The organism is Pyxidicoccus sp. M15 (assembly GCF_056858435.1).
Map to the genome: position 1 here is coordinate 10263966 of NZ_CM166495.1, position 21760 is coordinate 10285725.

The 21760-nt window shown below is 71.3% G+C and carries 13 protein-coding genes; 8 read left to right on the forward strand and 5 right to left on the reverse strand.

The genetic code is table 11. The features are described from left to right. Positions 1-77: 77 nt before the first annotated feature. Positions 78-1529: a DUF6250 domain-containing protein gene (locus tag ACX9TP_RS37795; RefSeq protein WP_482975521.1), complete on the forward strand. Its 1452-nt coding sequence runs from the start codon at positions 78-80 to the stop codon at positions 1527-1529. Between the two features lie 18 nt (positions 1530-1547). Continuing rightward, positions 1548-3113 carry a beta-ketoacyl synthase N-terminal-like domain-containing protein gene (locus tag ACX9TP_RS37800; RefSeq protein ID WP_482975522.1) on the forward strand — a complete coding sequence of 522 codons (1566 nt, stop codon included), beginning with the start codon at positions 1548-1550 and terminating at the stop codon, positions 3111-3113. Between the two features lie 4 nt (positions 3114-3117). On the opposite strand, the gene ACX9TP_RS37805 is transcribed toward ACX9TP_RS37800, so the two are convergent. Beyond that, entirely contained in the window at positions 3118-3666 is a 549-nt protein-coding gene (locus tag ACX9TP_RS37805; RefSeq protein WP_482975523.1) for a hypothetical protein, read from the reverse strand. Positions 3667-3813: 147 nt separating this feature from the next. Next, positions 3814-4920, reverse strand: coding sequence for a sigma-70 family RNA polymerase sigma factor (locus ACX9TP_RS37810; RefSeq protein ID WP_482975524.1), 1107 nt, complete (start codon positions 4918-4920; stop codon positions 3814-3816). A gap of 68 nt (positions 4921-4988) precedes the next feature. On the opposite strand from ACX9TP_RS37810, the gene ACX9TP_RS37815 reads away from it, so the two are divergent. Next, on the forward strand, positions 4989-7442 hold the full coding sequence (locus ACX9TP_RS37815; protein ID WP_482975525.1) for a DEAD/DEAH box helicase: 2454 nt from the start codon (positions 4989-4991) through the stop codon (positions 7440-7442). A gap of 11 nt (positions 7443-7453) precedes the next feature. Here ACX9TP_RS37815 and ACX9TP_RS37820 read toward each other — a convergent pair whose 3' ends face one another. Then, positions 7454-7957 carry a helix-turn-helix domain-containing protein gene (locus ACX9TP_RS37820; RefSeq protein ID WP_482975526.1) on the reverse strand — a complete coding sequence of 168 codons (504 nt, stop codon included), beginning with the start codon at positions 7955-7957 and terminating at the stop codon, positions 7454-7456. Positions 7958-8018: 61 nt separating this feature from the next. On the opposite strand from ACX9TP_RS37820, the gene ACX9TP_RS37825 reads away from it, so the two are divergent. From ACX9TP_RS37825 to ACX9TP_RS37840, 4 genes are all read left to right on the forward strand, one after another. Further along, positions 8019-9248 (forward strand): Glu/Leu/Phe/Val family dehydrogenase, encoded by a 1230-nt coding sequence (locus ACX9TP_RS37825; RefSeq protein WP_482975527.1) that lies wholly within the window; start codon positions 8019-8021, stop codon positions 9246-9248. A 127-nt stretch (positions 9249-9375) separates the two neighbouring features. Further along, on the forward strand, positions 9376-10593 hold the full coding sequence (ilvA, locus tag ACX9TP_RS37830; RefSeq protein WP_482982280.1) for a threonine ammonia-lyase: 1218 nt from the start codon (positions 9376-9378) through the stop codon (positions 10591-10593). A gap of 59 nt (positions 10594-10652) precedes the next feature. Continuing rightward, entirely contained in the window at positions 10653-12047 is a 1395-nt protein-coding gene (locus ACX9TP_RS37835) for a peptidase MA family metallohydrolase (protein ID WP_482975528.1), read from the forward strand. A gap of 125 nt (positions 12048-12172) precedes the next feature. Continuing rightward, entirely contained in the window at positions 12173-18313 is a 6141-nt protein-coding gene (locus tag ACX9TP_RS37840) for a DUF6982 domain-containing protein (protein WP_482975529.1), read from the forward strand. Between the two features lie 132 nt (positions 18314-18445). Here ACX9TP_RS37840 and ACX9TP_RS37845 read toward each other — a convergent pair whose 3' ends face one another. Both ACX9TP_RS37845 and ACX9TP_RS37850 read right to left on the reverse strand, forming a co-directional pair. Continuing rightward, on the reverse strand, positions 18446-19078 hold the full coding sequence (locus tag ACX9TP_RS37845) for a YceI family protein (protein ID WP_482975530.1): 633 nt from the start codon (positions 19076-19078) through the stop codon (positions 18446-18448). Positions 19079-19108: 30 nt separating this feature from the next. After that, complete coding sequence (locus ACX9TP_RS37850; protein WP_482975531.1) at positions 19109-19978, reverse strand: DODA-type extradiol aromatic ring-opening family dioxygenase; 870 nt, start codon at positions 19976-19978, stop codon at positions 19109-19111. Positions 19979-20121: 143 nt separating this feature from the next. Here ACX9TP_RS37850 and ACX9TP_RS37855 point away from each other — a divergent pair, with 143 nt between their 5' ends. After that, on the forward strand, positions 20122-21759 hold the full coding sequence (locus tag ACX9TP_RS37855; protein ID WP_482975532.1) for a sigma 54-interacting transcriptional regulator: 1638 nt from the start codon (positions 20122-20124) through the stop codon (positions 21757-21759). Position 21760: the final 1 nt, after the last annotated feature.

Consider the following 21760-nt stretch of genomic DNA (forward strand, 5'->3'; position numbering starts at 1 on the left):
CGCGGCGCGCTTTACGTCCACCGCCCTGGCGCGTACATTCCGCCGCCTTTCCCCCCGGAATCCCCCGTAAAGGACTGATGGGCCAGGCCAGGCGCAAGGAAAAGGACAAGGAGAAGCCGCAGGAGCCCTCCCCCCCGGAGCCCACGCCCGGACCGGAAGCTCCCGCGCCTTCCGACGTGTGGGTGAAGCCGCGGGGGATGTCCCGCCGTGGCTGGGCCCTGCTCGCCGGCATCATCCTCCTCATCCAGTTCCCGCTCATCCACCACGCCCTCTTCCGGGGCCAGGCCGACGTGACGGCCGCGGTGCCCTACGCCCAGGACTTCTCGGACCCGGCCGTGGTGAAGCGCGACTTCTTCACCACCGGCGGCTTCTGGCGCACCGTGAATGGCGAGCTGCTCGCCCCGGGCGTGAAGAACAACCCGCTCTGGCTCCAGGCCCCGCTGCCGGACGACGTGGCCGTCGAGTTCGACGTCCGCTCCGAGTACCCGGAGGGTGACGTCCGGCTCGAGATTTTCGGCAACGGCGTGGACCCGGCCTCGGGCTACGTCCTGGTGCACGGCGGGTGGAACAACTCCGTGTCCGTCATCGCCCGCAAGGACGTGGGCGCCCCCAACATGGACGCGCTCAAGCGCCGCGCCAGCCGCGCCGACGGGACGGCGGACCTGGTGGCCTCCGGCGTCTACGACGCGGACACCCGGGTGCGCGTGGAGGCGCGCGGCACGCCGGTGCAGTCGGGCCGCACGTACCACTGGCGCGTCGAGCGGCGCGGCCAGAGGCTCCGGTGGAGCATCGACGGCCAGCTCATGCTCGAGCTGGATGACCCGCTGCCCCTCAAGGGCCCCGGCAACGACAGGCTGGGCCTGTCCGGCAACGAGTCGCAAATCTTCTTCGACAACCTGCGCGTGGACACGCCGGACCGGCTGGTCGCCGCCGCCCCCGTGGCCGCCGAGCCCGTGCCGCCGCCCGGCCCCTACGCGGACGACTTCAACCGCGCCACGCTGGGCGACGCGTGGAACGTCACCAACCCCTCCGCGACGAAGCTGGAGGACGGCGCGCTGGTGGTGGAGCTCATCCACAACCGGCCCGTGTGGCTCAAGCGGCCCCTTCCCGCCAACGCCACCATCGAGTTCGACGCCTGGTCGGACAGCCCCGAGGGCGACATCAAGGTGGAGGCCTGGGGCGACGGCCGCTCCTTCTACGCGGGCGACCTGCGCCTGCAGTACACCGCCACCGGCTACGTCTTCATCCTCGGCGGCTGGCGCAACACCCAGTCCGCCATCGCCCGCCAGCACGAGCACACCAATGACCGCGCGGTGCGCAACGGCCAGGTCGTGGTCCCGGGCAAGCACCACCACTTCAAGATTACCCGCCGCGGCGGCCACATCGCGTGGGAGCTGGATGGCCAGCCCTTCCTCACCCTCCAGGACCCCTCCCCGCTGGAGGGCCCGCGCAACCAGTTCTTCGGGTTCTCGGGTTGGAAGACCCGCGTGCACTTCGACAATCTGAAAATCGAGCCGCTCTCCCCCTAGCGGCAAGGAAAGCCTCACGTGCGCAGAGTAGGCATCTTCGGCTGGGGCGTCGTCGCCCCCAAGTCCAGGAACATCGAAGCTTTCGAGCGCAACCTCTCATCCTCGGAAAGCTGGCTGTCCCCCTTCAACGGCTTCGGGCCGGACAACTTCCTCGTCGGCATGCCGGAGTTCGAGCTGACCGACTACAAGCCGTGGATTGACGCGCGCTTCCCCGGCAGCCGCTTCTCGCAGCTCGAGCGGAAGATGGGCCAGCCGACGCAGTTCGCCATCGGCGCGTTCATCCAGTCGCTCCAGCAGAACCCGGGGCTGGAGCAGGAGCTGCAGGCGCTGGGGCCCCGCGCCCACGTCTACGTGGGCACCGGCCTGGGGGATTTGCCCACCATCCAGTCCATCTCCCTCGACCTGTACCGCGCGCAGCGCCGGTGGGACCGCTTCTGGGCCGCCCCGGAGCGCAACAGCGTCCTGCGCCAGTGGATGGAGACGCGCGAGCCGCTGCCCGGCCTGCCCCCGGAGCCCTCCACCGTCGAGGAGGCCACGCGCGACGAGGCCGAGGACGCGTGGTGGCACTTCTGGGCCGGCCGCTCCTCCGAGCTGCGCGAGTACCTGGCGGAGCTGCGCGACATCGAGGCCATCGGCGTGCCGGACGAGGGGGACGTCGAGTCCGCCAAGCTGGCCGTCATCAAGGAGAAGCGCACCCGCAACGCCCGGCTGCAGAAGAAGTGGATGTCGCCGGAGCCGCCGTGGAACGCCGTCTCCTCCAACGTGCTGTGGAACATCCACAACACGCCCGCCTCGCAGATTTCGATGATGGGGCGCATCACCGGCATGACGTTCGCCCCGGTGGCCGCGTGCTCGTCCTTCGGCTACGGCCTGCGGCTGGCCATCAACGCGATTCAGTTGGGCCAGGCCAAGGCCGTCGTCATGGGCATGACGGACCCGCCGCCCACCCCGCTCGTCGTGGGCGGCTTCTACAACGCCCGCGTCATCTCCGCGGACGCCGCCGTCTCCAAGCCCCTCACCGCGCTGCGCGGCACGCACATCGCCGGCGGCTCCGTCGTCTGGGTGCTGGGGGACTTGGAGCACTTCACGGCGAAGGGCTTCAAGCCGCTGGGCATGGAGCCCGTCGCCGTGGGCGTCACCGCGGACGCGGACCACATCATCACCCCGTCCAAGGAAGGCCCCACGCTGGCCATCCGCGAGGCGCTGGCCGGCGCCGGCCTGACGCCCGCGGACGTGGGCAGCTGGGATTTGCACGCCACCGCCACCCCGGGTGACTTCCTGGAGGTGCAGAACCTGCGGGACGTGCTGCCCGAGACGGTGCTGATTACCGCGCGCAAGGGGACTTTCGGCCACGGCATGTCCGCGGGCGGCGGCTGGGAGCTGACGGCCCAGTACCTGGGCTACGGCAGCGGCAAGGTGTTCCCCACGCCGCTGAAGCAGGCGGAGCTCAACAAGCAGATTTCCCGCGTCCACGGCCGCTTCGTCTTCGACGAGGCGGTGGCCACGCCCGCGGGCTGCGCGGGAAAGCTGTCCATGGGCGTGGGCGGCATCAACGCCTGCGTGATTTCCCGGCCCTGGAAGTAGCCACTCAGGGGTGGGCGGCCTTCGCGGCCGCCTCCAGCTTCGCCGCCGCCTCCGGGTCGATGCGCTGGAGCAGCGCCAGCTCCAGCTCCGTATCGCGCGAGGAGCGGTTCTCGGTGGGCAGCGTGCCGCTGGCGGTGCTGCCGTTGGCTGCCGCGGCGCGCTCCCGGGTGTTGCGCACCACACCATCCGTGTAGCCCACGCCAATGGACTGCGAGGTGCGGTCCAGCCGCGTCACCCGCAGGCTGGTGCCGCCATTGGCCAGCCGGAGGCCCTCCACGAGGAAGCGCGAGGAGGTGGTGGGGCCCAGGGTGCCGCCCCCCGACTCCCGCCACTCCGTTTCCAGCACGAAGACGCCCGGGTTCTCCCGCCACGAGAGGCCCCGCGCCTTCAGCACCTCGTGCACCGCAGGCCAGATTTCCACTAGCTGCTTCCGGTAGACGTGGTGCGACGCCTGGTCGCGCATGTAGTTCTGCCGGAGCGTGTTGGAGCAGCCGGCGAGCGCCAGCGTGGCGACGGCGAGACACAGTCCCGCGGCGCGGGTGAAGCGGTGCATGAGGGGCCCCCTGGGGTCGGAGATGAACGGTGCCGGACGGACAGCATATCGCCGCCGTCCGGCCGTGTATCCCCAGGGCTCCCCGCTTGCCGGGAATGCCCGCCTGGTCTCCAAGCCCGGAGCCCGGCCGTCCCTGGGGCCGGGGCGTCAGGCCTTTGGCGTCGCAACCAGGTCGAAGTCGGGGATGTGTTCGCGCATGAACTCGCGCATCCGGTTGATGAGGGCGGCCTCAATCTGCCGGGCGCGCTCGCGGCTGACGCCGTACTTGTCGCCGATGTCCTGGAGGGTGAGGGGCTCGTCGGAGGTGAGCCGGTTCTCGAAGATGTAGCGCTCCTTGCCCTCCAGCGTGCGGGAGAACTCGGCCAGCTTCTCGCGGAAGAGGGCCTTGAGTTGCTCGGCGCCGAGCCGCTCGTCGACGGCCATGGCCCCCGAGGGCAGGTAGCGGTCCGCGCGCGTCGCGCCGGAGTCCTCGTCCCCGCGCAGCGGCGCGTCGATGGACATCTCGTCGTGCCCCAGCCGCTGGTCCATCTCCACCACGTCCTGCTCGGAGACGTTGAGCCGCTCCGCCAGCAGCTTGGGGCTGGCCTCGAAGCCCTGGGAGATGAGCTTCTCCTGCTCCTGGCGCAGCTTGAAGAAGAGCTTGCGCTGGGCCTCGGTGGTCCCCAGCTTCACCATCTTCCAGTTGTCCATGATGTAGCGGAGGATGTAGGCCCGAATCCACCACGCGGCGTAGCTGCTGAGCTTCACGCCCCGCTCCGGGTCATACTTCTTCACCGCCTGCATCAGCCCGATGTTGCCCTCCTGGACCAGGTCCAGCAGGGACAGCGGGTTGCGGTGGTACTCGTGCGCCAGCTTGACGACCAGGCGCAGGTTGGAGGCCACCAGCCGGTAGGCCGCCCCCACGTCGCCCGTCGCCCGGTACTTCCGGGCGAGGTCCACCTCCTCCTCCCGCGTCAGCAGGGGGTGGCGCTGCACCTCCGCCATGTAGGCCTGGAGGGGGTCCTTCGTCGTCAGGCTGGACGACTCCGCCCGGGCCAGGGCCCGGACGGGGACGAGGGGGGCGCTCACGTCCGCCTCGGGCTCCACCTCGGCCAGCTCCGCCGGGTCCGGCTCCATGGAATCCGGGTCCACCTGGGGCTCGGCCTCCCCGGCCTGGGCGTCAACCACTTCCGCGTCGACCACCTCCGGGGTGGCCGGGCGCTTCGCGCGAGAGCGGGGGGTCGCCTCTTTGGTTCTCTTCCTCCCATTCGCCATGGGCGCTCCATACAGCAAAGTGCTGCGATTGTTGCCAGAGGGTAATGCAGGGGCTATGCCCATGCTTGATGAGCGACAACCAAGAGCCCATGCCGGGAAGCCCGGCACCTGACGAAGCCCCGACCCGTCCCGCCGAGTACGTCGCGGACATCGGCTTCGACGAGATGAACCTCTCCGAGCCCCTCCGCCGCGCGCTGGCGGAGCGCGGCTATACCAACCCCACCCCCGTCCAGGCCCGCGCCTTCAAGCCGGCCATCGAAGGCCGGGACCTCATCGTCCGCAGCAAGACGGGAACCGGCAAGACGGCCGCCTTCGGCCTGCCCCTGCTGGAGAAGATTCCCTCGGATGAGAAGCGCGTGCGCGCCCTCATCCTCTGCCCCACCCGCGAGCTGGCGCTCCAGGTGGCCGACGAGCTGAAGTCGCTGGCGAAGTACAAGGGCGTGAAGGTGGCGGCCATCTACGGCGGCGCCTCCATGAAGCAGCAGGAGGATGCGCTCGAGGAAGGCACCCCCATCATCGTCGGCACCCCGGGCCGCGTCTTCGACCACATCAACCGCGGCAACCTGAAGCTGGACGGGTGCGACCACGCCGTCCTGGACGAAGCGGACGAGATGCTCAACCAGGGCTTCTACGAGGAAGTCACGCGCATCCTCGACCGCCTTCCGAAGAACCGGCAGGTGCTGCTCTTCAGCGCCACCGTCCCCACGGACATCCAGAACCTCATCGCCCGCTACACGACGAATGCGGAGACGCTGCTGTTGTCCGGCGACGTCTTCACGGTGGAGCACATCCACCACATCCGCTACGACGTGTCGGACGCCTTCCCCAAGCCGCGCAACCTCATCTACGTGCTGGAGAAGGAAGAGCCGCAGAACGCCATCATCTTCTGCAACACCCGCGACGACACGGCGCTGGTGACGGCGGTGCTCAACCGCAACGGCTTCGACGCGGAGCTGCTCAACGGAGACCTGCCGCAGAAGGAGCGCGAGCGGGTGATGGGCAAGGTGAAGCGCGGCGAGGTGGCCTTCATGGTGGCCACGGACATCGCGGCGCGCGGCATCGACATCTCCGGCCTGGAGTACGTCATCAACTACTCGCTGCCGGAGGACGCGGCGGTGTACCTGCACCGCGTGGGCCGCACCGGCCGCATCGGCAACAAGGGCACCGCCATCAACCTCTTCTCCGGGCGTGAGCTGGCCACGTTCACCACGCTGGAGAAGAAGTACGGCATCAAGTTCGAGATGCGCGAGATGCCGGCGCCCGAGGAGGCGATGCGGCTGTGGACCGAGCGCCACGTGCGCGAAATCCACGAGGCGGCGGGTTCCTCCATCTTCGAGGGCTTCCTGCCGCTGGCCTCGCAGCTCAAGACGCGCTCGGACGCGGATGACCTCATCGCCTTCCTGCTGAAGTACTTCTTCAGCCACCTGCGCATGGAGAAGGCGGCGGCGCAGTTCGCGGCCGAGGGGCGCGAGCCTCCGCAGGAGCGCAAGTTCGAGAGCCGCGACACCGGGCGCCGCGGGGAGCGTGGCGACAAGCGCGGCGGCGAGCGGCGCGAGCGGGGAGACCGCGAGGAGCGCCGGGAGCGGCCTCCGCGCGCCGAGCGGCCGGAGCGCACCGAGCGGGCGGAAGCGGCTCCGGAGCGCGAGCGGCGCCCCCGTCGGGACGAGCCCCGGCGTGAGCGTGGCGAGGGCGGCCGCAGCGCCGCGGCGCTGGAGGCCGGCCCCGGCGAGGTGAAGCTGTGGGTCAACCTGGGCACCGCGGACGGCCTGGGGCCCGGCAGCATCGCCACGGCGATGGAGGACGCGGGCGCCCCATTGGGGAAGATGGTGCGCGCCGAGCTGCGCCCCACCTTCGCGTACGTCTTCGTCGCGGAGGAGGACGTGCCCGGCTTCGAGGCCCTCAACGGCAAGCAGCACGGCTCCAAGGTGCTGCGCGTGGAGCGCAGCAAGCCGCGCACCGAGCGCGACTCCGCGCCCCGCCCGCCCCCGTCCCCGGACGCGGGCCCCGGCGAGGCGAAGCTGTGGACGAACCTGGGCACCGATGACGGCATGGACGAGGCGAAGCTGCCCGCCGCGCTGGAGGCCCTGGGCGCGCCCGCGGGCAAGGTGCTCAAGGTCGTGATGCGCCCCACCTACGGCTACGCCTACGTGGCCGAGGCGGACGCCCCCGCCTTCGAGGCCCTCAACGGCAAGCCGCACGGCGAGAAGCCGCTGAAGGTGGAGCGCCACCGCCCGCGCGGCTCGCGCGAGGAGCGCCGCCCGAGGAGCGAGGCCCTGCCGGACGTGCCGGGCCAGACGCGCCTGTGGGTGGGCCTGGGCCGCCAGGACGGGCTGGACGAGGCGGCCGTCACCGCCGCGCTCGAGGCTGCGGGGGCTCCCGCCGGCAAGGTGGTGCGCATGGACCTGCGCCCCACGTACGCGTACGTCTTCGTCGCCGACGAGGACGTGGCGGGCTTCGAGTCCACGCACGGCAAGCCCCACGGCGACCGGACGCTGAAGGTGGAGCGCGCGAAGAAGAAGTAGCGCGCGGGCCGTCAGTCCCCGGTGCCCGCTCCGGCCGCCTTCCTGCGCCGCTCCCGGTGGTAGTGGGCGGTGCACAGGCTCCGGGCGAGCACCGGCCGGCCACACCCGGGCACGCCGCAGCGGGCGGGCTCGGGGCGGGCCTCCGTCACCGCGGAGGCCGCGTCCTCGCTGAACAGCACCTGTGCCACCGCCAGCAGCCGGTCCAGGTCCATCCGCGACAGGCGGCGGGCCCGGGCGAAGGCCTCCAGCCGGTGCAGGCCCACGTCCTGCGCGTCCTCCAGCCGGAGCAGCTCCCACAGGGGCATCTCCAGCGCGGAGGCCACCTGGAGGAGCGTCTCGTAGCTGGGGCTGCGCTCGCCGCGCTCCAGCAGGGACGCGAAGGACACGGAGATGCCGCACCGGGCGGCGAAGTCCTCCTGGGTGAGGCCGCGCCGCTCGCGCAGCGCGCGGATGCGCCGGGCCAGTTCCTTCAGGTATCCGCTCGCGGAGGCGAGGTCTGGCGGGCCGGCCGGCATGGCAGTTTCCTATGGTAGCGCACCCCTTCTGTTAAGGTCTCGCGCGAGGAGCATTCGAGCCATGAGCGCCGTCGACGGCACCAACTATTTCTTCCGCAAGGCCGCGCGGATCATGGACGTCGGCACCCCCATCGAGACGCTGCTCGCCACGCCCCTGCGCGAGGTGAAGGTGCAGGTCTCCATCGAGATGGACTCGGGGGAGATTCGCACGTTCCTCGGCTACCGGATTCAGCACGACAACAGCCGCGGCCCCATGAAGGGCGGCCTGCGCTACCACCCGCTGCTGGACCAGGACGAGTGCGCGTCGCTCGCGTCGCTGATGACGTGGAAGACGGCCGTCGTGAATGTCCCCTATGGCGGCGCCAAGGGCGGCATCGCCTGCGACCCGTCGCAGCTGTCCATCAAGGAGCTGGAGCGGCTCACGCGGAAGTTCGTGGACCAGGTGCAGGACGTCATCGGCCCCACGCGGGACATCCCCGCCCCCGACGTCAACACCAACCCCCAGGTGATGGCGTGGATCATGGACCAGTACTCGCGCTACCACGGCCACTCGCCGGCGGTGGTGACGGGCAAGCCGCTGGAGCTCTACGGCTCCAAGGGCCGCGAGGCGGCCACCGGGCGCGGCCTGCTGTACGTGTGCCGTGAAATCATGCGGGATTTGGGCCTGCCGGTGAAGGGCACGCGCTTCGCGCTGCAGGGCTTTGGCAACGTGGGCAGCCACACCGCGCAGCTCCTCTGGGAGGACGGCGGCGTGGTGGTGGCGGTGGCGGACGTGCTGGGCGGCGTGCGCAACCCGCAGGGCCTGGACATCCCCTCCCTCTTCGAGCACGTGAAGCGCACCGGCACGGTGACGGGCTTCACGGGCGGCACGCCGTGCACCAACGAGGACGTGCTCGCCGCGGACTGCGAGGTGCTCATCCCCGCGGCGCTGGGCCACGTGCTGACGCGCGACAACGCCAACGCGGTGCGCGCCCGGCTCATCATCGAGGGCGCCAACGGGCCCACCCAGCCGGAGGCGGACGAAATCTTCGAGAAGCGCGGCATCTTCGTGGTGCCGGACGTGCTCGCCAGCGCGGGCGGCGTGACGGTGAGCTACTTCGAGTGGGTGCAGAACCTCCAGCACCTGTCGTGGGAGGAAGAGCGCGTCAACGCGGAGCTGGAGAAGACGATGAAGGAGGCCTACGAGCGCGTGGCGCAGATTGCCCGCGCGCGGAAGGTCTCCATGCGGACGGCCGCCTACATCCTGGCCATCGGCCGGGTGGGCAAGGCCACGGTGCTGCGCGGCATCTGACGCGGCCCGGCACCGTGCCACCGGGTGTCTGGCGGTGGACGTGCCGCATTGCGGCGGGACGGGCGGCAGGACGGCTGCCCGGCGCGTGTCTCTTCCGCCCGGGGCGCGCATCCGGTACACGCGGCCCATGGTCACCCTCCAGGACATCCTCGCGGCGCGGGAGCGCCTGCGCTCGGTCATCCGCCCCACCCCGTGCCCGCAGTCCGACTACTTCACGGAGAAGACGGAGTGCGCGGCGGTGTTCTTCAAGATGGAGAACCTCCAGCGCACGGGGGCCTTCAAGGAGCGCGGCGCGCTCAACAAGCTCCTGACGCTGACGCCGGACGAGCGGCGCCGGGGCGTCATCGCCGCGTCGGCGGGCAACCACGCGCAGGGCGTGGCGTACAACGCGCTGAGGCTGGGCATCAAGGCCACCATCGTGATGCCGGAGCGCACGCCGCTCATCAAGGTGTCGCGCACGCGTGACGAGTACAAGGCGCACGTGGTGCTCAAGGGCTCCAACTTCGACGAGGCCTACGCGGAGGCGCTGCGCATCCAGAAGGAGGAGGGCTCCGTCTTCGTCCACCCCTTCAACGACCCGCTCGTCATGGCCGGCCAGGGCACCATCGGCCTGGAGCTCCTGGAGCAGTGTCCTGATTTGGAGGTGGTGCTCGTGCCCATCGGCGGCGGCGGGCTCATCTCCGGCATCGCCTGCGCGCTGAAGGAGAAGAAGCCCGGCATCCGCGTGGTGGGCGTGCAGACGTCCACCATCGCCAGCATGAAGGCGTCGGTGGAGGCCGGCCGCCTGGTGGACCTCACCGCCGCGGGCACCACCATCGCGGACGGCATCGCGGTGAAGCGCGTGGGCGAGCTGACCTTCCCCATGGTGCAGAAGTACGTGGATGACGTGGTGGCGGTGGACGAGGAGGAAATCGCGGCCGCCATCCTCACGCTGCTGGAGCAGGAGAAGAGCGTGGTGGAGGGCGCGGGCGCGGTGGGCCTGGCCGCGCTGCTCAGCGGCGACGTGCCGCAGGCGAAGGGCAAGCGCACCGCCATCATCCTCAGCGGCGGCAACATCGACATGAACGTCATCAGCCGCATCATCGAGCGCGGCCTGGTGAAGACGGGGCGCCTGGTGCAGCTGGAGGTGCGGCTGCCCGACAGGCCCGGCATGCTCGCGAAGCTCACCACCCAGGTGGCCGACTTGCGCGCCAACGTGGTGGAAATCCATCACGAGCGCGCCTTCTCCAAGGCGGGCCTGGGCGAGGCCATGGTGGAGGTGACGCTCGAGACGACGGGCCCCGGCCACATCGAGGAGCTGATGCAGGCCCTGCACCAGTTGGGCTGGCAGGTGGCGCGCAAGTAACACCGGGACGGCGAGGGGGTCTTGCATGACTGCACCGGGGCTCGGCCATACTGGCGGGCATGCGTGCCCTGCTCGTCGCCCTCGTCCTCGCCGCCGCGCCCCCTCCCTCCGCCCAGAAGGCGAAGGAGCTGGCCGCGAGCCGCGCCTGGGAGGACCTGTACCTCGCCTTCGCCTCCGGTGAGGCGAAGGACGTGCCGGAGGCGCAGCGGCGCACCATCTCCGGCGCGCTCCTCAAGGGGTGCGAGGCCCTGCTGAACGAGGACCCGGTGATGGCGTACTCGCTGGGCGAGCGCGCCGCCGTGTACGAGGAGTCCGCCGGTGCGCTGCGGTGCCTGGCCCGCTCGGCGCGCAAGACGGACCAGCGCGCCTCCGCCGAGGCCGCCCTGCGCAAGGGCCTGGAGAAGCACCCGAAGGACGGCGCCTTCCCGCTGGAGCTGGGCCGGCTGCTGCTGGAGGAGCAGGACGCCGCGGGAGCCCTGGTGGTGCTGGAGAAGGTGCCGCCCCGCTCGCGCGAGGCCGCCGAGGCGAAGCGGCTGGTGCAGCAGGCCCGCGCGAAGACGAATGAAGAGGGCGCCGCGCGCAAGGAGGCGGAGCGGCTCGAGCAGCTCATGAATGGCAAGCCGACGGGCCGGAGGCCGTCCGAGACGGACCTGGAGGTGGCCCCGGCGACGGGACGGGGGACCAAGGGCGAGACGCGCCCGGTCAGCCTCACCTACGAGTCCAGCACGGGCCCGGGCGGCATGCGCACCCGCTCCAACGGGCGCTTCACCATCCGCTACTTCAACAACCAGCGCGACTTCGGCCAGCGCGCCGACTACGAGGGCCACATCGTCTCCGCGCTGGACGAGGCCTACGACTTCACCCTGCGCGAGATTGGCAAGACGCGCGAGTCGCCGGTGGACGTCGTCCTCTACACGCGGGAGGAGTTCCGCCTGCACTTCGGCGAGTCGTATGCCCGGTTCGTCGCCGGGCAGTACTCGGACAACGCCATCCGCATCAACGACGCGGCGGAGCTGAACCAGCGCACCCGGGCCACGCTGGTCCACGAGTACATCCACGCCGTGCTCGACGAGTACACCCCGGACTCGCGGACCCAGCTCCCCATCTGGCTCAACGAGGGGCTGGCCGAGTACGTGGAGTGGCGCTACCTGGGAGCGGAGGGCCCCCCGGACAACCGCATCCGCGGGAGGATGGCCGTCGCGGCCAAGGGCGGCACGCTGCCCCGACTGGCGGACCTGGCCCAGCAGTCCCTCATCTACACCAAGGACCCGAGCGTTGCCTATGCGACGTCCGCCCTCGCCGTGAGGGAGCTGGTGCGACGCGGGGGGGCCGATCGGCTCATCTCCTTCATCCGCGAGGTGGGTGGGGGAAGGCCCGTCGAGGAGGCCCTGCGGGAGCACTACGGGGAGACCCTGGCGTCCCTCGACGAGGAGGTACGGGACGCTCTCCAGTAGAGGAGGCTGCCAGCCGAGCCCGGTCCAATTGGTTTACCCCTCCCCGGGAGTCCCCTACACTCGCAGCCCCCCATTCACGCTGCGGCAGTACCCTGCGAAGTACGCTGTCCGCAGCAAGGTGACGGATGTCGGACACGCGCGCGGCGATGAGAGAATTTCGCTTCCTGGACGAGAAGCGGAAGCTGGGAAGCCTGTCTCCGGTGGAGGAGGCTCGTTGGACTGAGCTGCGCGGGCTCCTGGGCATCCAGGACGCGGCCCCCGTGTCCGAGGCCGCCTGGCAGCAGCAGGCCGCGCCCCAGGGCTACTACGGCGCCGATGGCCAGTGGTACGCCTACCCCGCCGGCTACGCCGAGCAGCAGCCCCAGGGCTACTACGGCGCCGATGGCCAGTGGTACGCCTACCCCGCCGGCTACGCCGAGCAGCAGCCCCAGGGCTACTACGGCGCCGACGGCCAGTGGTACGCCTACCCCGCCCAGGGCTACGAGCAGCCGGGTTACGACCCGAACCAGGCCTACGCCCAGCCGGGCTACGACCCGAACCAGGGTTATGCGCAGCCGGGTTATGACCCGAACGCGCAGGGCTACGACCCGAACGCGCAGGGCTATGCGCAGCAGGGCTACGACCCGAACGCGCAGGGCTATGCGCAGCCGGGCTATGACCCGAACGCGCAGGGCTACGCGGGCTACCCGCAGCAGGGCGGGTACGACCCGAATCAGCAGGCGTATGACCCGAACGCGCAGGGCGGGTACGACCCGAACCAGGGCTATGCGCAGCAGGGCCATGCCGGTTGGGAGGCTGATCCGAACGCGCAGCAGCAGGCCTGGGCGGGCCAGGCGCAGCCGCAGCCCTACCCCGGCTACGCGCACCCGAACGCCTACGCGCCGCAGGCTCCCGCCGAGCAGGATGCGCTGGCCCTCAGCGCGGACGACATCGACATCCCCGCGCTGAGCGAGCCCGCGCCGTGGATGACCCCTGGCGCCGCGGAGTCCGCGGCCGCGATGGAGCAGGAGGCACAGGGCGCGGAGGAGCAGGCGGCCCACGAGGCCTCGGCCCCCGCCGAGGACGTGCTCGAGGTGACGGAGGGGGACGTGTCGGTCGACACCACCCCGGACCCGTCCGCCTCGTTCGCGGACGTCAGCGTGGACCTGATGGAGTCGGACACGGTGGCCGCGAGCGCGGAGCCGCTGCCCCAGGCTTCGGGTGAGACGGTCGCGGAGGATGACTTCTCCTCGGTCGGCGAGCCGGAGCAGGTGCAGGCCGTTTCCGCCACCGAGCCCGAGGCGTCGCTGGAGGCGTCGTTCGCCGACCTGTCGATGGAGGTCGAGTCGGCGCCGGAGACTCCGGCCTCGCCCGACAACGTGGAGCAGTCCTCCGCCGAGCTGGAGGTGGCCTCCTCCGAGGTCGAGCTCGTCGACGCGACGGCCGAGAGCGAGCCGCTGCTGGCCGAGGAGCACACGCCCATGGACGAGGCGTGGGCGTCCGCCCCGCTCGCCGTGGAGGCCGCGCAGGCCGAGTCTGCGGACGCGGGTGACATCATCGACGTCGGGGCGATGGAAGATGCCACGCCGACCTCGGATGCCGACATCGAGCTCATGGCCCAGGACATGGGCACGACGCCTACGGGTGACTCCGCGGAGGCCCGGGCCGGCGATACGGATGCGGCTCAGGCGGCGGATGCGGAGATCTCGCTCGATGCGTCCGACATGATCGAAGCCGCATCTCCGGACGAGGCGACTCCGGTCGCGGAGAGCGCGGCGGGCGAGTGGAGCTCGGACGAGGCCGCTCCGGTCGCGGAGGCTTCGGCGGGCGAGTGGAATTCGGACGAGGCCGCTCCGGTCGCGGAAGCTTCGGCGAATGAGTGGAGCTCGAACGAGGCGACTCCGGTCGCGGAGGCTTCGGCGAACGAGTGGAGCTCGGTCGAGACCGCTCCGGTCGCGGAAGCTTCGGCGAATGAGTGGAGCTCGGTCGACGCGGCTCCGGTCGCGGAAGCTTCGGCGAGCGAGTGGAGCACTCCGGGCGAGACAGCCTCGTTCGAGGACGCCGCAGCGGGCGAGTGGAGCACTCCCGCCGAGGCGACTCCGGTTGCGGAGGCTGCCGCGAGCACCTGGGATTCGGGTACTCCGTCCGAGTCGGGCGCGTACACCGAGAACGCGGAGAGCACCTGGGACTCGGGCACTCCGGCCGAGGCGACTCCCGTCGCGGACGCTTCCGCGAATGCATGGGACTCAGGCACTCCGGCCGAGATGACCCCGGTCGCCGAGCACGCGGCCGGCGAGTGGGACGCGAGCACGTCGGTTGAGCCGGGCGCATACACCGAGAACACCGCCGGCGAGTGGGACGCGAGCGCGTCGGTTGAGCCGGGCGCGTACGCCGAGAACACCGCCGGCGAGTGGAACGCGGGCACTTCGGGCGAGGCGGCTCCGGGCACGGAGAACGCTGCGAGCGAGTGGAGCACTCCGGGCGAGCCGACCTCGAACGAGGAGAATGCAGCGGCCGGGTGGGACGCGGGCGCTTCGGGCGAGCCGACCGCGTTCGCGGAGAGCGCGGCAGGCGCCTGGGATTCGGGCACTCCGGCCGAGGCCCAGGCTTCCGCGGAGTTCGATGCGTCCACCGAGAACACGACGCCTTCGGCGAGCGTAGAGGTCGAGACCTCCTCGGTACAGCTCTCCCAGTCCGCCGAGAACGAGAGCGCTCCAGAGGACCTGACGGGCACGGCGGAAATCGCACTCGATGCGTCCGACGTGAGTGAGTCCGCTCCGGCGGAGATTGCGCTCGACGCCTCTGACGTCAGCGAAGCCACCCCGGCCGAGATTGCACTCGATGCGTCCGACGTGAGCGAGGCTGCCCCGGCGGAGATTGCGCTCGACGCCTCCGACGTCAGCGAAGCCGCCCAGGCCGAGGTTGCATTCGATGCGTCCGACGTGAGCGAGGCTGCTCCGACGGAGATTGCGCTCGACGCCTCAGACGTCAGCGAGACCACCCCGGCGGAGATTGCGCTCGACGCCTCCGACGTGAGCGAGGCCGCCCCGGCGGAGATTGCGCTCGACGCCTCCGACGTGAGCGAGGCCGCCCCGGCCGAGATTGCACTCGATGCGTCCGACGTGAGCGACGCCGCCCCGGCGGAGATTGCACTCGATGCGTCCGACGTCAGCGAGGCGGAGCCCTACGCGGACTCCAGCTACGAGGACGCACGGGAGCCTGCCGCAGTGGCGGCTCCGGACGAGGCGGGCGCGACCTGGGAGCAGGGCACGCCGGCAGCGGCCGAGGAGATCGCACTCGAGTCCTCTGACGTGAGCGAGGAGTCCACTCCCGCCCCCTTCACGGGCACCGAGGAGAACGCGCCCACGATGGAGCTGGGTGCCGCCGACGCGACGGACTTCGCGACGATGGAGGCTCCGTCCTCCGCGCAGGACTCCGGCATGGAGGAGCCCTCGCTCGATGTCATGGACATCGAGTCGGCCCCCGAGAGCGCGGAGCCGCCCACGTTCGACGTGGCCGACCTCGGCACCGAGGTGGAGCCCGCGGTGCCGGCCGGGTCTCCGTTCGCGGAGTCCGACGTGCCAGCCATCGAGCTTCGCTCGGTGCAGGTGGGCCCGGACCTTCAGGCTGACACGCTCGAGGTCGCCGGTGGGTCTGCCGCCCCCGCCGCGCGAGAGTACGTGGGCCCGCCTTCCGCGCAGGAGATGTTCGACCTGAGCGGCAATCCCGAAGAGACGGTGCCGCTCGCCGCCGCGGGCGAGTTCGTGGAGTACCGCAGCTTCACGTCCACCAACGACCGGGGCCTGGAGCTCCGGAGTGAGGGACAGTCCGCGGTTGCCGGCTGGAGCGGGGACTCGGCGGATGCGATGCCGCTCGTGAGCGAGGAGCCCGAGGCCACCAGCACCGAGTGGAGCGGGAGCACGGCGGACGCCGTGCCGCTCGCGAGCAATGCCGACTTCATCTCGGAGATTGGCACGACCGGCGAGGCCTGGAACAACACGGCCGACACCTCGGCGGTGGAGCTCCAGTCCGAGTGGGCGCCCGATACCGCGACGTCCAGCTCCTCCGAGGAGACCGCGGCCATCGAGCTGCAGCCCGAGTGGGCCTCTGCCTCCGAGCCGGCCGCCATGACCGGGGACGCCGAGCCCTCTTCCGAGTGGACGCCGTCCGCGGATGGAACTGCGGCCACCGAGAACCCGTCGGCCTGGAGCGGAGCCAGCACGGAGGCCGCGCCGTCCGAGTGGACCGCCGCCCCTGCCGAAGAGTCCGCCCCCGTCGAGCTCCAAGCCGAGTGGGCGACCCCCATCGAGGAGGCGGCGCCAGAAGCCGCCCAGCCCGAGTGGGCCACGGCTTCCACCGAGGCCGCCCAGCCCGAGTGGACCACGCCCGCCGAAGAAGCTGCACCCGAGGCCGCGCAGCCCGAGTGGGCCACGGCTTCCACCGAGGCCGCGCAGCCCGAGTGGGCCACGCCCGTCGAAGAAGCCGCTCCCGAGGCAGTGCAGCCCGAGTGGGCCACGTCCGCGGAAGAGGTCTCCACCGACGCCGCGCAGCCCGAGTGGGCCACGCCTGTCGAGGAGTCCGCTCCCGAGACGGCCCAGCCCGAGTGGGCCACGCCCGTCGAGGAGCTCGCGCCCGAGGAGGTCCAGGCCGAGTGGGCCACGCCCGCCACCGAAGCCGCTCCCCAGGCCGAGTGGAGCGCGGCCGAAGAAGTCGCCTCCGAGGATGTACAGGCCGAGTGGGCCCCCTCCGCCACTGAAGCCGCCCCCCAGGCCGCGCAGCCCGAGTGGGCCACGCCTGTCGAAGAGCTGGCTCCCGAGGCCGTCCAGGCCGAGTGGACCACTGAAGCGGCTCCCCAGGCCGCGCAGCCCGAGTGGGCCTCGCCCGCCGCCGAAGCCGCCCAGCCCGAGTGGGCCACGCCCGTCGAGGAGCTTGCCCCCGAGGACGTCCAGGCCGAGTGGGCCGAGCCCACGGCCGACGGCGCCCAGCCCGCGTGGGCCGCCACCACACCCGCGCAGCCCGAGTGGAGCGCACCCGCCGCCGAAGCCGCTCCCGAGAGCGCCCAGGCCGAGTGGGCCTCCCCCATGGAGGAGCTCCCCGCCGACGCCGTCCAGGCCGAGTGGGCCGAGTCCACGCCCGCCGCCGAGGCCGCTCCCGAGGAGCTCCAGCCCGAGTGGGTGACGCCGGAGGCCGAGCCCGCTCCCGAGTGGAGCGCGCAGCAGTCCACCGCCGCCTCGCAGTGGAGCGAGACGCCCGCCGAGGACATCTCCGTCGCCGACGCGCCCGCCGAGGCCGTCCAGTCCGAGTGGAGCGACGCGCCGGTGGAAGTCGAGCCGGAGTGGAGCTCCACGCCCGCGCAGACGGACTCGCCCTTCGGCGCGCCCGCCCAGGCGGTGCCCTGGGAGCAGGAGCCCGCCGCTCCCGCGCAGCCGTGGGCCGCGGAGCCCCCGGCGGCTCCCGCCTGGCAGTCCGGCGGCAGCCCCTTCGCCACCCAGTCCCAGGACTTCTCCGCTGCGGAGCATGACGCGCCCGTCGAGGAAGAAGTCCCGGTGGAAATCGAGCCCGAGCAGGAGCTCGCGGAAATCGACCTCGTGGAGGAGTCCGTGGAGCCGCCGCCCGCGGCCTACGCTCCAGCCGCGCCCGCCGCCGCCGTCATGGCCGCGTCCGCCGTCGTGAGCTCCGCCTTCCGGGCTTCCGCCAGCGCCGCCCCGCCGGCGCCCAGGGCCTCCGCCGCGAGCACCCCGGTCGTCGTCCCGCCCTCGCCCGTGGTGACGGCCGCCCCGAACACCCGGGCCTCCGTCTCCGTGCCGGCCGTGGCCCCCGCCGTGGCCGAGCCCGCGCCCGCCGCCAACCAGCTGCGCGCCGCGCGCGAGCCGTTCTTCGCCCAGCCGGCCGTGGTGGACTCGGCGCCCATCACCTCCTTCGTGGAGGGCGAGCACCGCGTCATCATCCACACCGTCGAGGGCCAGGTGAAGCGCGGCACCATCCGCGACGCGGACCTGCTCGACGAGGTCATCTCCCTGGAGCAGCAGAGCGGCTACGCGCCCGAGCAGATTCCCGGCAAGCGCGTGAAGGCCATCTTCTTCATGCTCACCGCCGGCACGCGCCAGCCGCAGGCCGAGGGGCAGAAGATTCGCGTCACCTTCAACGACGGCCGCCAGGTCGCGGGCTTCTCGCAGGACTTCAAGGGCGCCACCCCGGGCTTCTTCGTCATCCCCGCGGACCAGCGCACCAACACCGCCCGCATCTTCATCTACCGCTCCAGCGTGCAGGCCGTGGCCGAGGGCTGAGGCCCTGCCCCGGAAGGGGAGCGCGTCCCAGGGCGGCGCTCCCCTCCCCCACGCACAGCCCGCAACGTGAAAGAGGGGCCCCCACTCGCGTGGGAGGCCCCTCCGTCATTCAGCGGGGACTGAGGCTTCGGACTACTTCTTGTCCGTCGCGGTCGCCGGCTTGGCCGGGGCCGCCGGCTGCTTCTTCACCAGCGACAGGTCCAGGTTCACGGTGACTTCCTCACCCACCGCCACGCCGCCCGTCTCCAGCGCGGAGTTGTAGGTCAGGCCGAAGTCCTTGCGGTTCAGCTTGGTGGTCGCCTGCACGCCGGTGCGGGTGTTGCCCCAGGGGTCCTTGGACTCCTTCGCCGGGCCCGTGACGTCCAGGACGACGGGCTTGGTGACGCCGTGCATGGTCAGGTCGCCGGAGACCTTCAGCTTGCCCTCGCCGGCCTTCTCCACCTTGTTCGACTTGAAGGTGATGGTCGGGTACTTCGCCACGTCGAAGAAGTCCGCGTTCTTCAGGTGCTCATCGCGCTTGGCATTGGCGGTGTTGACCGTCGTCGCATCCAGCACGGCCTCGACGGTGGACTTGGTGATGTCCTTGTCGTCGACATTCACGGTGCCGCTCTTCACGTTGAAGGAGCCGTTCACGTTCGACACCATCATGTGCTTCACGGTGAAGCCCGCGCTGGAGTGGGAACCGTCAACGTCCCACGTGGTGGCCAGCGCCATGGAGGGGAGGGCGAACATCAGGGCAACAGCGCTCTTCAGGGAGGTCTTCATGGGGTGTGTGCTCCTTGGGGTTCAGCGGTTTCAGGCGCGCAGCGCGAAGCTGCGCATCGACAGGGTTCCGTGATGGAAGCCCTCGAATACGGAGGTGAGTCGGTCCTCGGGGAGGGCAGCGCCGAGGGTGAAATACAGCGGCATCAGGTGCTCGGCTCTCGGATGCGCGAGCCGTGCATTCGGTGCATCCAACCACTGCTGGAGGCCGGAGAAGTCCCGCACAGCCAGCTTCTGTGAGACCCAACCATCGAAGGCCTGGGCCCACGGCTCCACGGACGCGTTCTTCTCGTGGAAATTCAGCCGGCGCAAGTTGTGGACGATGCCGCCGCTGCCCATGAGCACCACGCCCTGCGCGCGCAGCGGGCGCAGCACCTCGCCCATCCGCGCCACCTGCGCGGGGCTCGCGCCGAGCGGCATCGACACCTGCACCACCGGCAGCTTCGCGTCCGGGAAGGCGTGCAGCAGCGGCACCCAGGCGCCGTGGTCCAGCCCGCGCTCCGCGTCCGCCACCGCCGGCAGGCCGGCCTCCTTCAGCCGCGCCACCACGTCCCCGGCCAGCGCGGGCGCGCCCGGCGCCGCGTACTTCAGCCGGTAGAGCGGCTCCGGAAAGCCGTAGAAGTCATAGATGAGCGGAGGCGCGGCGCTCGTCGTGACGCGCACCTCGCCCTCCGTCTCCCAGTGCGCCGACACCACCACCAGCGCCCGCGCCGCCGCCGCGCCGTCACCAAAGGTCTTCAGCGCCTTCGGGTAGTCGTCCGAGTCCAGCGCCACCATGGGCGAGCCGTGGGACACGAACACCGCCGGCGCCCGGCTGCCCGCCTGGCCGGCACCCAGCACGCCCGCCACGCCCGCGGCCGCCGCTCCTTGCAGTACCTCGCGCCTGTCCAGTCCGTCGCCCATGATGGGCGCCTTCTACTGCAACCCCAGGACCAGGGCACGCAACATGACAACCCCCTGGAATTGCTCCAATCCCTTGCCGGCGCGTGCAATGGGACTCTCATAATGATAGAGAGACAGCTCACTCTGGAAGGGAGTTGTACACCGTGGCTGGCGGATTCGAGCTGGGCTTGAACGAGCTGTTGAACTTCGAGCCGGGAGGCGGGCTCATCCACTTCGCGGGGCAGCGGGCGGTGCTGATGGACCCGGTGGCGCTGGGCCTGCTGCGCAAGGAGCTCATCGACTTGGTGGGGATGACGGCGGCGCGCGGCATCTTCACGCGGCTGGGCTACGCGCACGGCTGGCGGACGGCGGAGGCGCTCAAGACGGCGGTGCCCTGGCCGGACGAGTCCGTGTGGCGCCGGGCCGGTGGCCGCCTGCACACCCTCCAGGGCCAGGTCCGCGTGGAGCGCGTGGAGCGACGGCCCGAAGAGGGCCCCGAGCCCTTCGCCGAGGCGCAGTGGCGCGACTCCTACGAGGCCGAGCAGCACCTGCTGCACCTGGGCCGCGCGGACCAGCCGGTGTGCTGGAGCCTCACCGGCTTCGCGTCCGGCTACATGAGCTACGTCAACGGCAAGCCCATCTACGGCACGGAGCTGCGCTGCGTGGGCCAGGGCGACGCGGCCTGCCACTTCGTCGGCCGCCCCGCGGAGGAGTGGAGCACCGAGTGCACCGAGGTGCTGCGCTTCTATGAAACGCAGTGCATGGAGGGCGTGCTGGCGCAGGTGACGGACGCGCTGAAGCAGGCCGAGCGCAAGCTGCGCGCGAAGCGCCAGTCGCTCGCGCGCGCGGGCGTGACGGAGGACCCGGCGGGCATGGTGGCGCGCTCGGAGGCCATGCTGCGCGTCATCAACCTGGCGCGCCGCGCGGCGAAGGTGGACTCCACGGTGCTCGTCACCGGCGAGAGCGGCGTGGGCAAGGAGCGCATCGCCCGCCTCATCCACGACGAGTCCACCCGCGCGCACAAGGCCTTCGTCGCCGTCAACTGCGCGGCCGTCACGGAGAGCCTGCTGGAGAGCGAGCTGTTCGGCCACGCGCGCGGCGCCTTCACCGGCGCCACGCATGACCGCGCCGGCCTCTTCGAGGCGGCCCACGGCGGCACCCTCTTCCTGGACGAGGTGGGCGAGGTGCCCGCGTCCATGCAGGCCAAGCTCCTGCGCGCGCTGCAGGAGAAGGAGGTGCGGCGCGTGGGCGAGAACACCAGCCGCAAGGTGGACGTGCGCGTGGTGGCCGCCACCAACCGGGAGCTCGCCGAGGAGGTGCGCCTGGGCCGCTTCCGCCAGGACCTCTACTACCGCCTGCGCGTCATCGAGCTGAAGATTCCCCCGCTGCGCGAGCGGCGCGAGGACATCCTCCCCCTGGCGCGGCTGCTGCTCGCCGAGGCCGCCGAGCGGCTGGGCCGCAAGGTGGCGGGCCTCGCCCCCGAGGCCGCGGACCAGCTGCTGCGCTATGGCTGGCCCGGCAACGTGCGCGAGCTGGGCAACGCCGTGGAGCGCGCGGTGGCCCTGTGCGAGGGCCAGCGCGTGGAGCGAGAGGACCTGCCCGAGGAGGTCCGTGCCGCGCCGCCCAGCCTCGTGCCCACCGGCAACCCGCGCCGGCTGGAGGACATGGAGAAGGAGTACATCCTCGCCGTGCTGTCGCAGAACGGCGGCAACCGCGCGCGCACCGCCGAGCAGCTCGACATCGGCGTGGCCACGCTCTACCGCAAGCTCAAGCAGTACGGACACCCCGAGGCAGCCCACTGAG

Excerpts from the sequence above, each read along its gene's own strand:
- ACX9TP_RS37795 (WP_482975521.1), top strand. The coding sequence starts at position 78 with ATGGGCCAGGCCAGGCGCAAGGAAAAGGACAAGGAGAAGCCGCAGGAG.
- ACX9TP_RS37805 (WP_482975523.1), bottom strand. The coding sequence starts at position 3,666 with ATGCACCGCTTCACCCGCGCCGCGGGACTGTGTCTCGCCGTCGCCACG.
- ACX9TP_RS37810 (WP_482975524.1), bottom strand. The coding sequence starts at position 4,920 with ATGGCGAATGGGAGGAAGAGAACCAAAGAGGCGACCCCCCGCTCTCGC.
- ACX9TP_RS37815 (WP_482975525.1), top strand. The coding sequence starts at position 4,989 with ATGAGCGACAACCAAGAGCCCATGCCGGGAAGCCCGGCACCTGACGAA.
- ACX9TP_RS37820 (WP_482975526.1), bottom strand. The coding sequence starts at position 7,957 with ATGCCGGCCGGCCCGCCAGACCTCGCCTCCGCGAGCGGATACCTGAAG.
- ACX9TP_RS37825 (WP_482975527.1), top strand. The coding sequence starts at position 8,019 with ATGAGCGCCGTCGACGGCACCAACTATTTCTTCCGCAAGGCCGCGCGG.
- ilvA (WP_482982280.1), top strand. The coding sequence starts at position 9,376 with ATGGTCACCCTCCAGGACATCCTCGCGGCGCGGGAGCGCCTGCGCTCG.
- ACX9TP_RS37835 (WP_482975528.1), top strand. The coding sequence starts at position 10,653 with ATGCGTGCCCTGCTCGTCGCCCTCGTCCTCGCCGCCGCGCCCCCTCCC.
- ACX9TP_RS37840 (WP_482975529.1), top strand. The coding sequence starts at position 12,173 with ATGTCGGACACGCGCGCGGCGATGAGAGAATTTCGCTTCCTGGACGAG.
- ACX9TP_RS37845 (WP_482975530.1), bottom strand. The coding sequence starts at position 19,078 with ATGAAGACCTCCCTGAAGAGCGCTGTTGCCCTGATGTTCGCCCTCCCC.
- ACX9TP_RS37850 (WP_482975531.1), bottom strand. The coding sequence starts at position 19,978 with ATGGGCGACGGACTGGACAGGCGCGAGGTACTGCAAGGAGCGGCGGCC.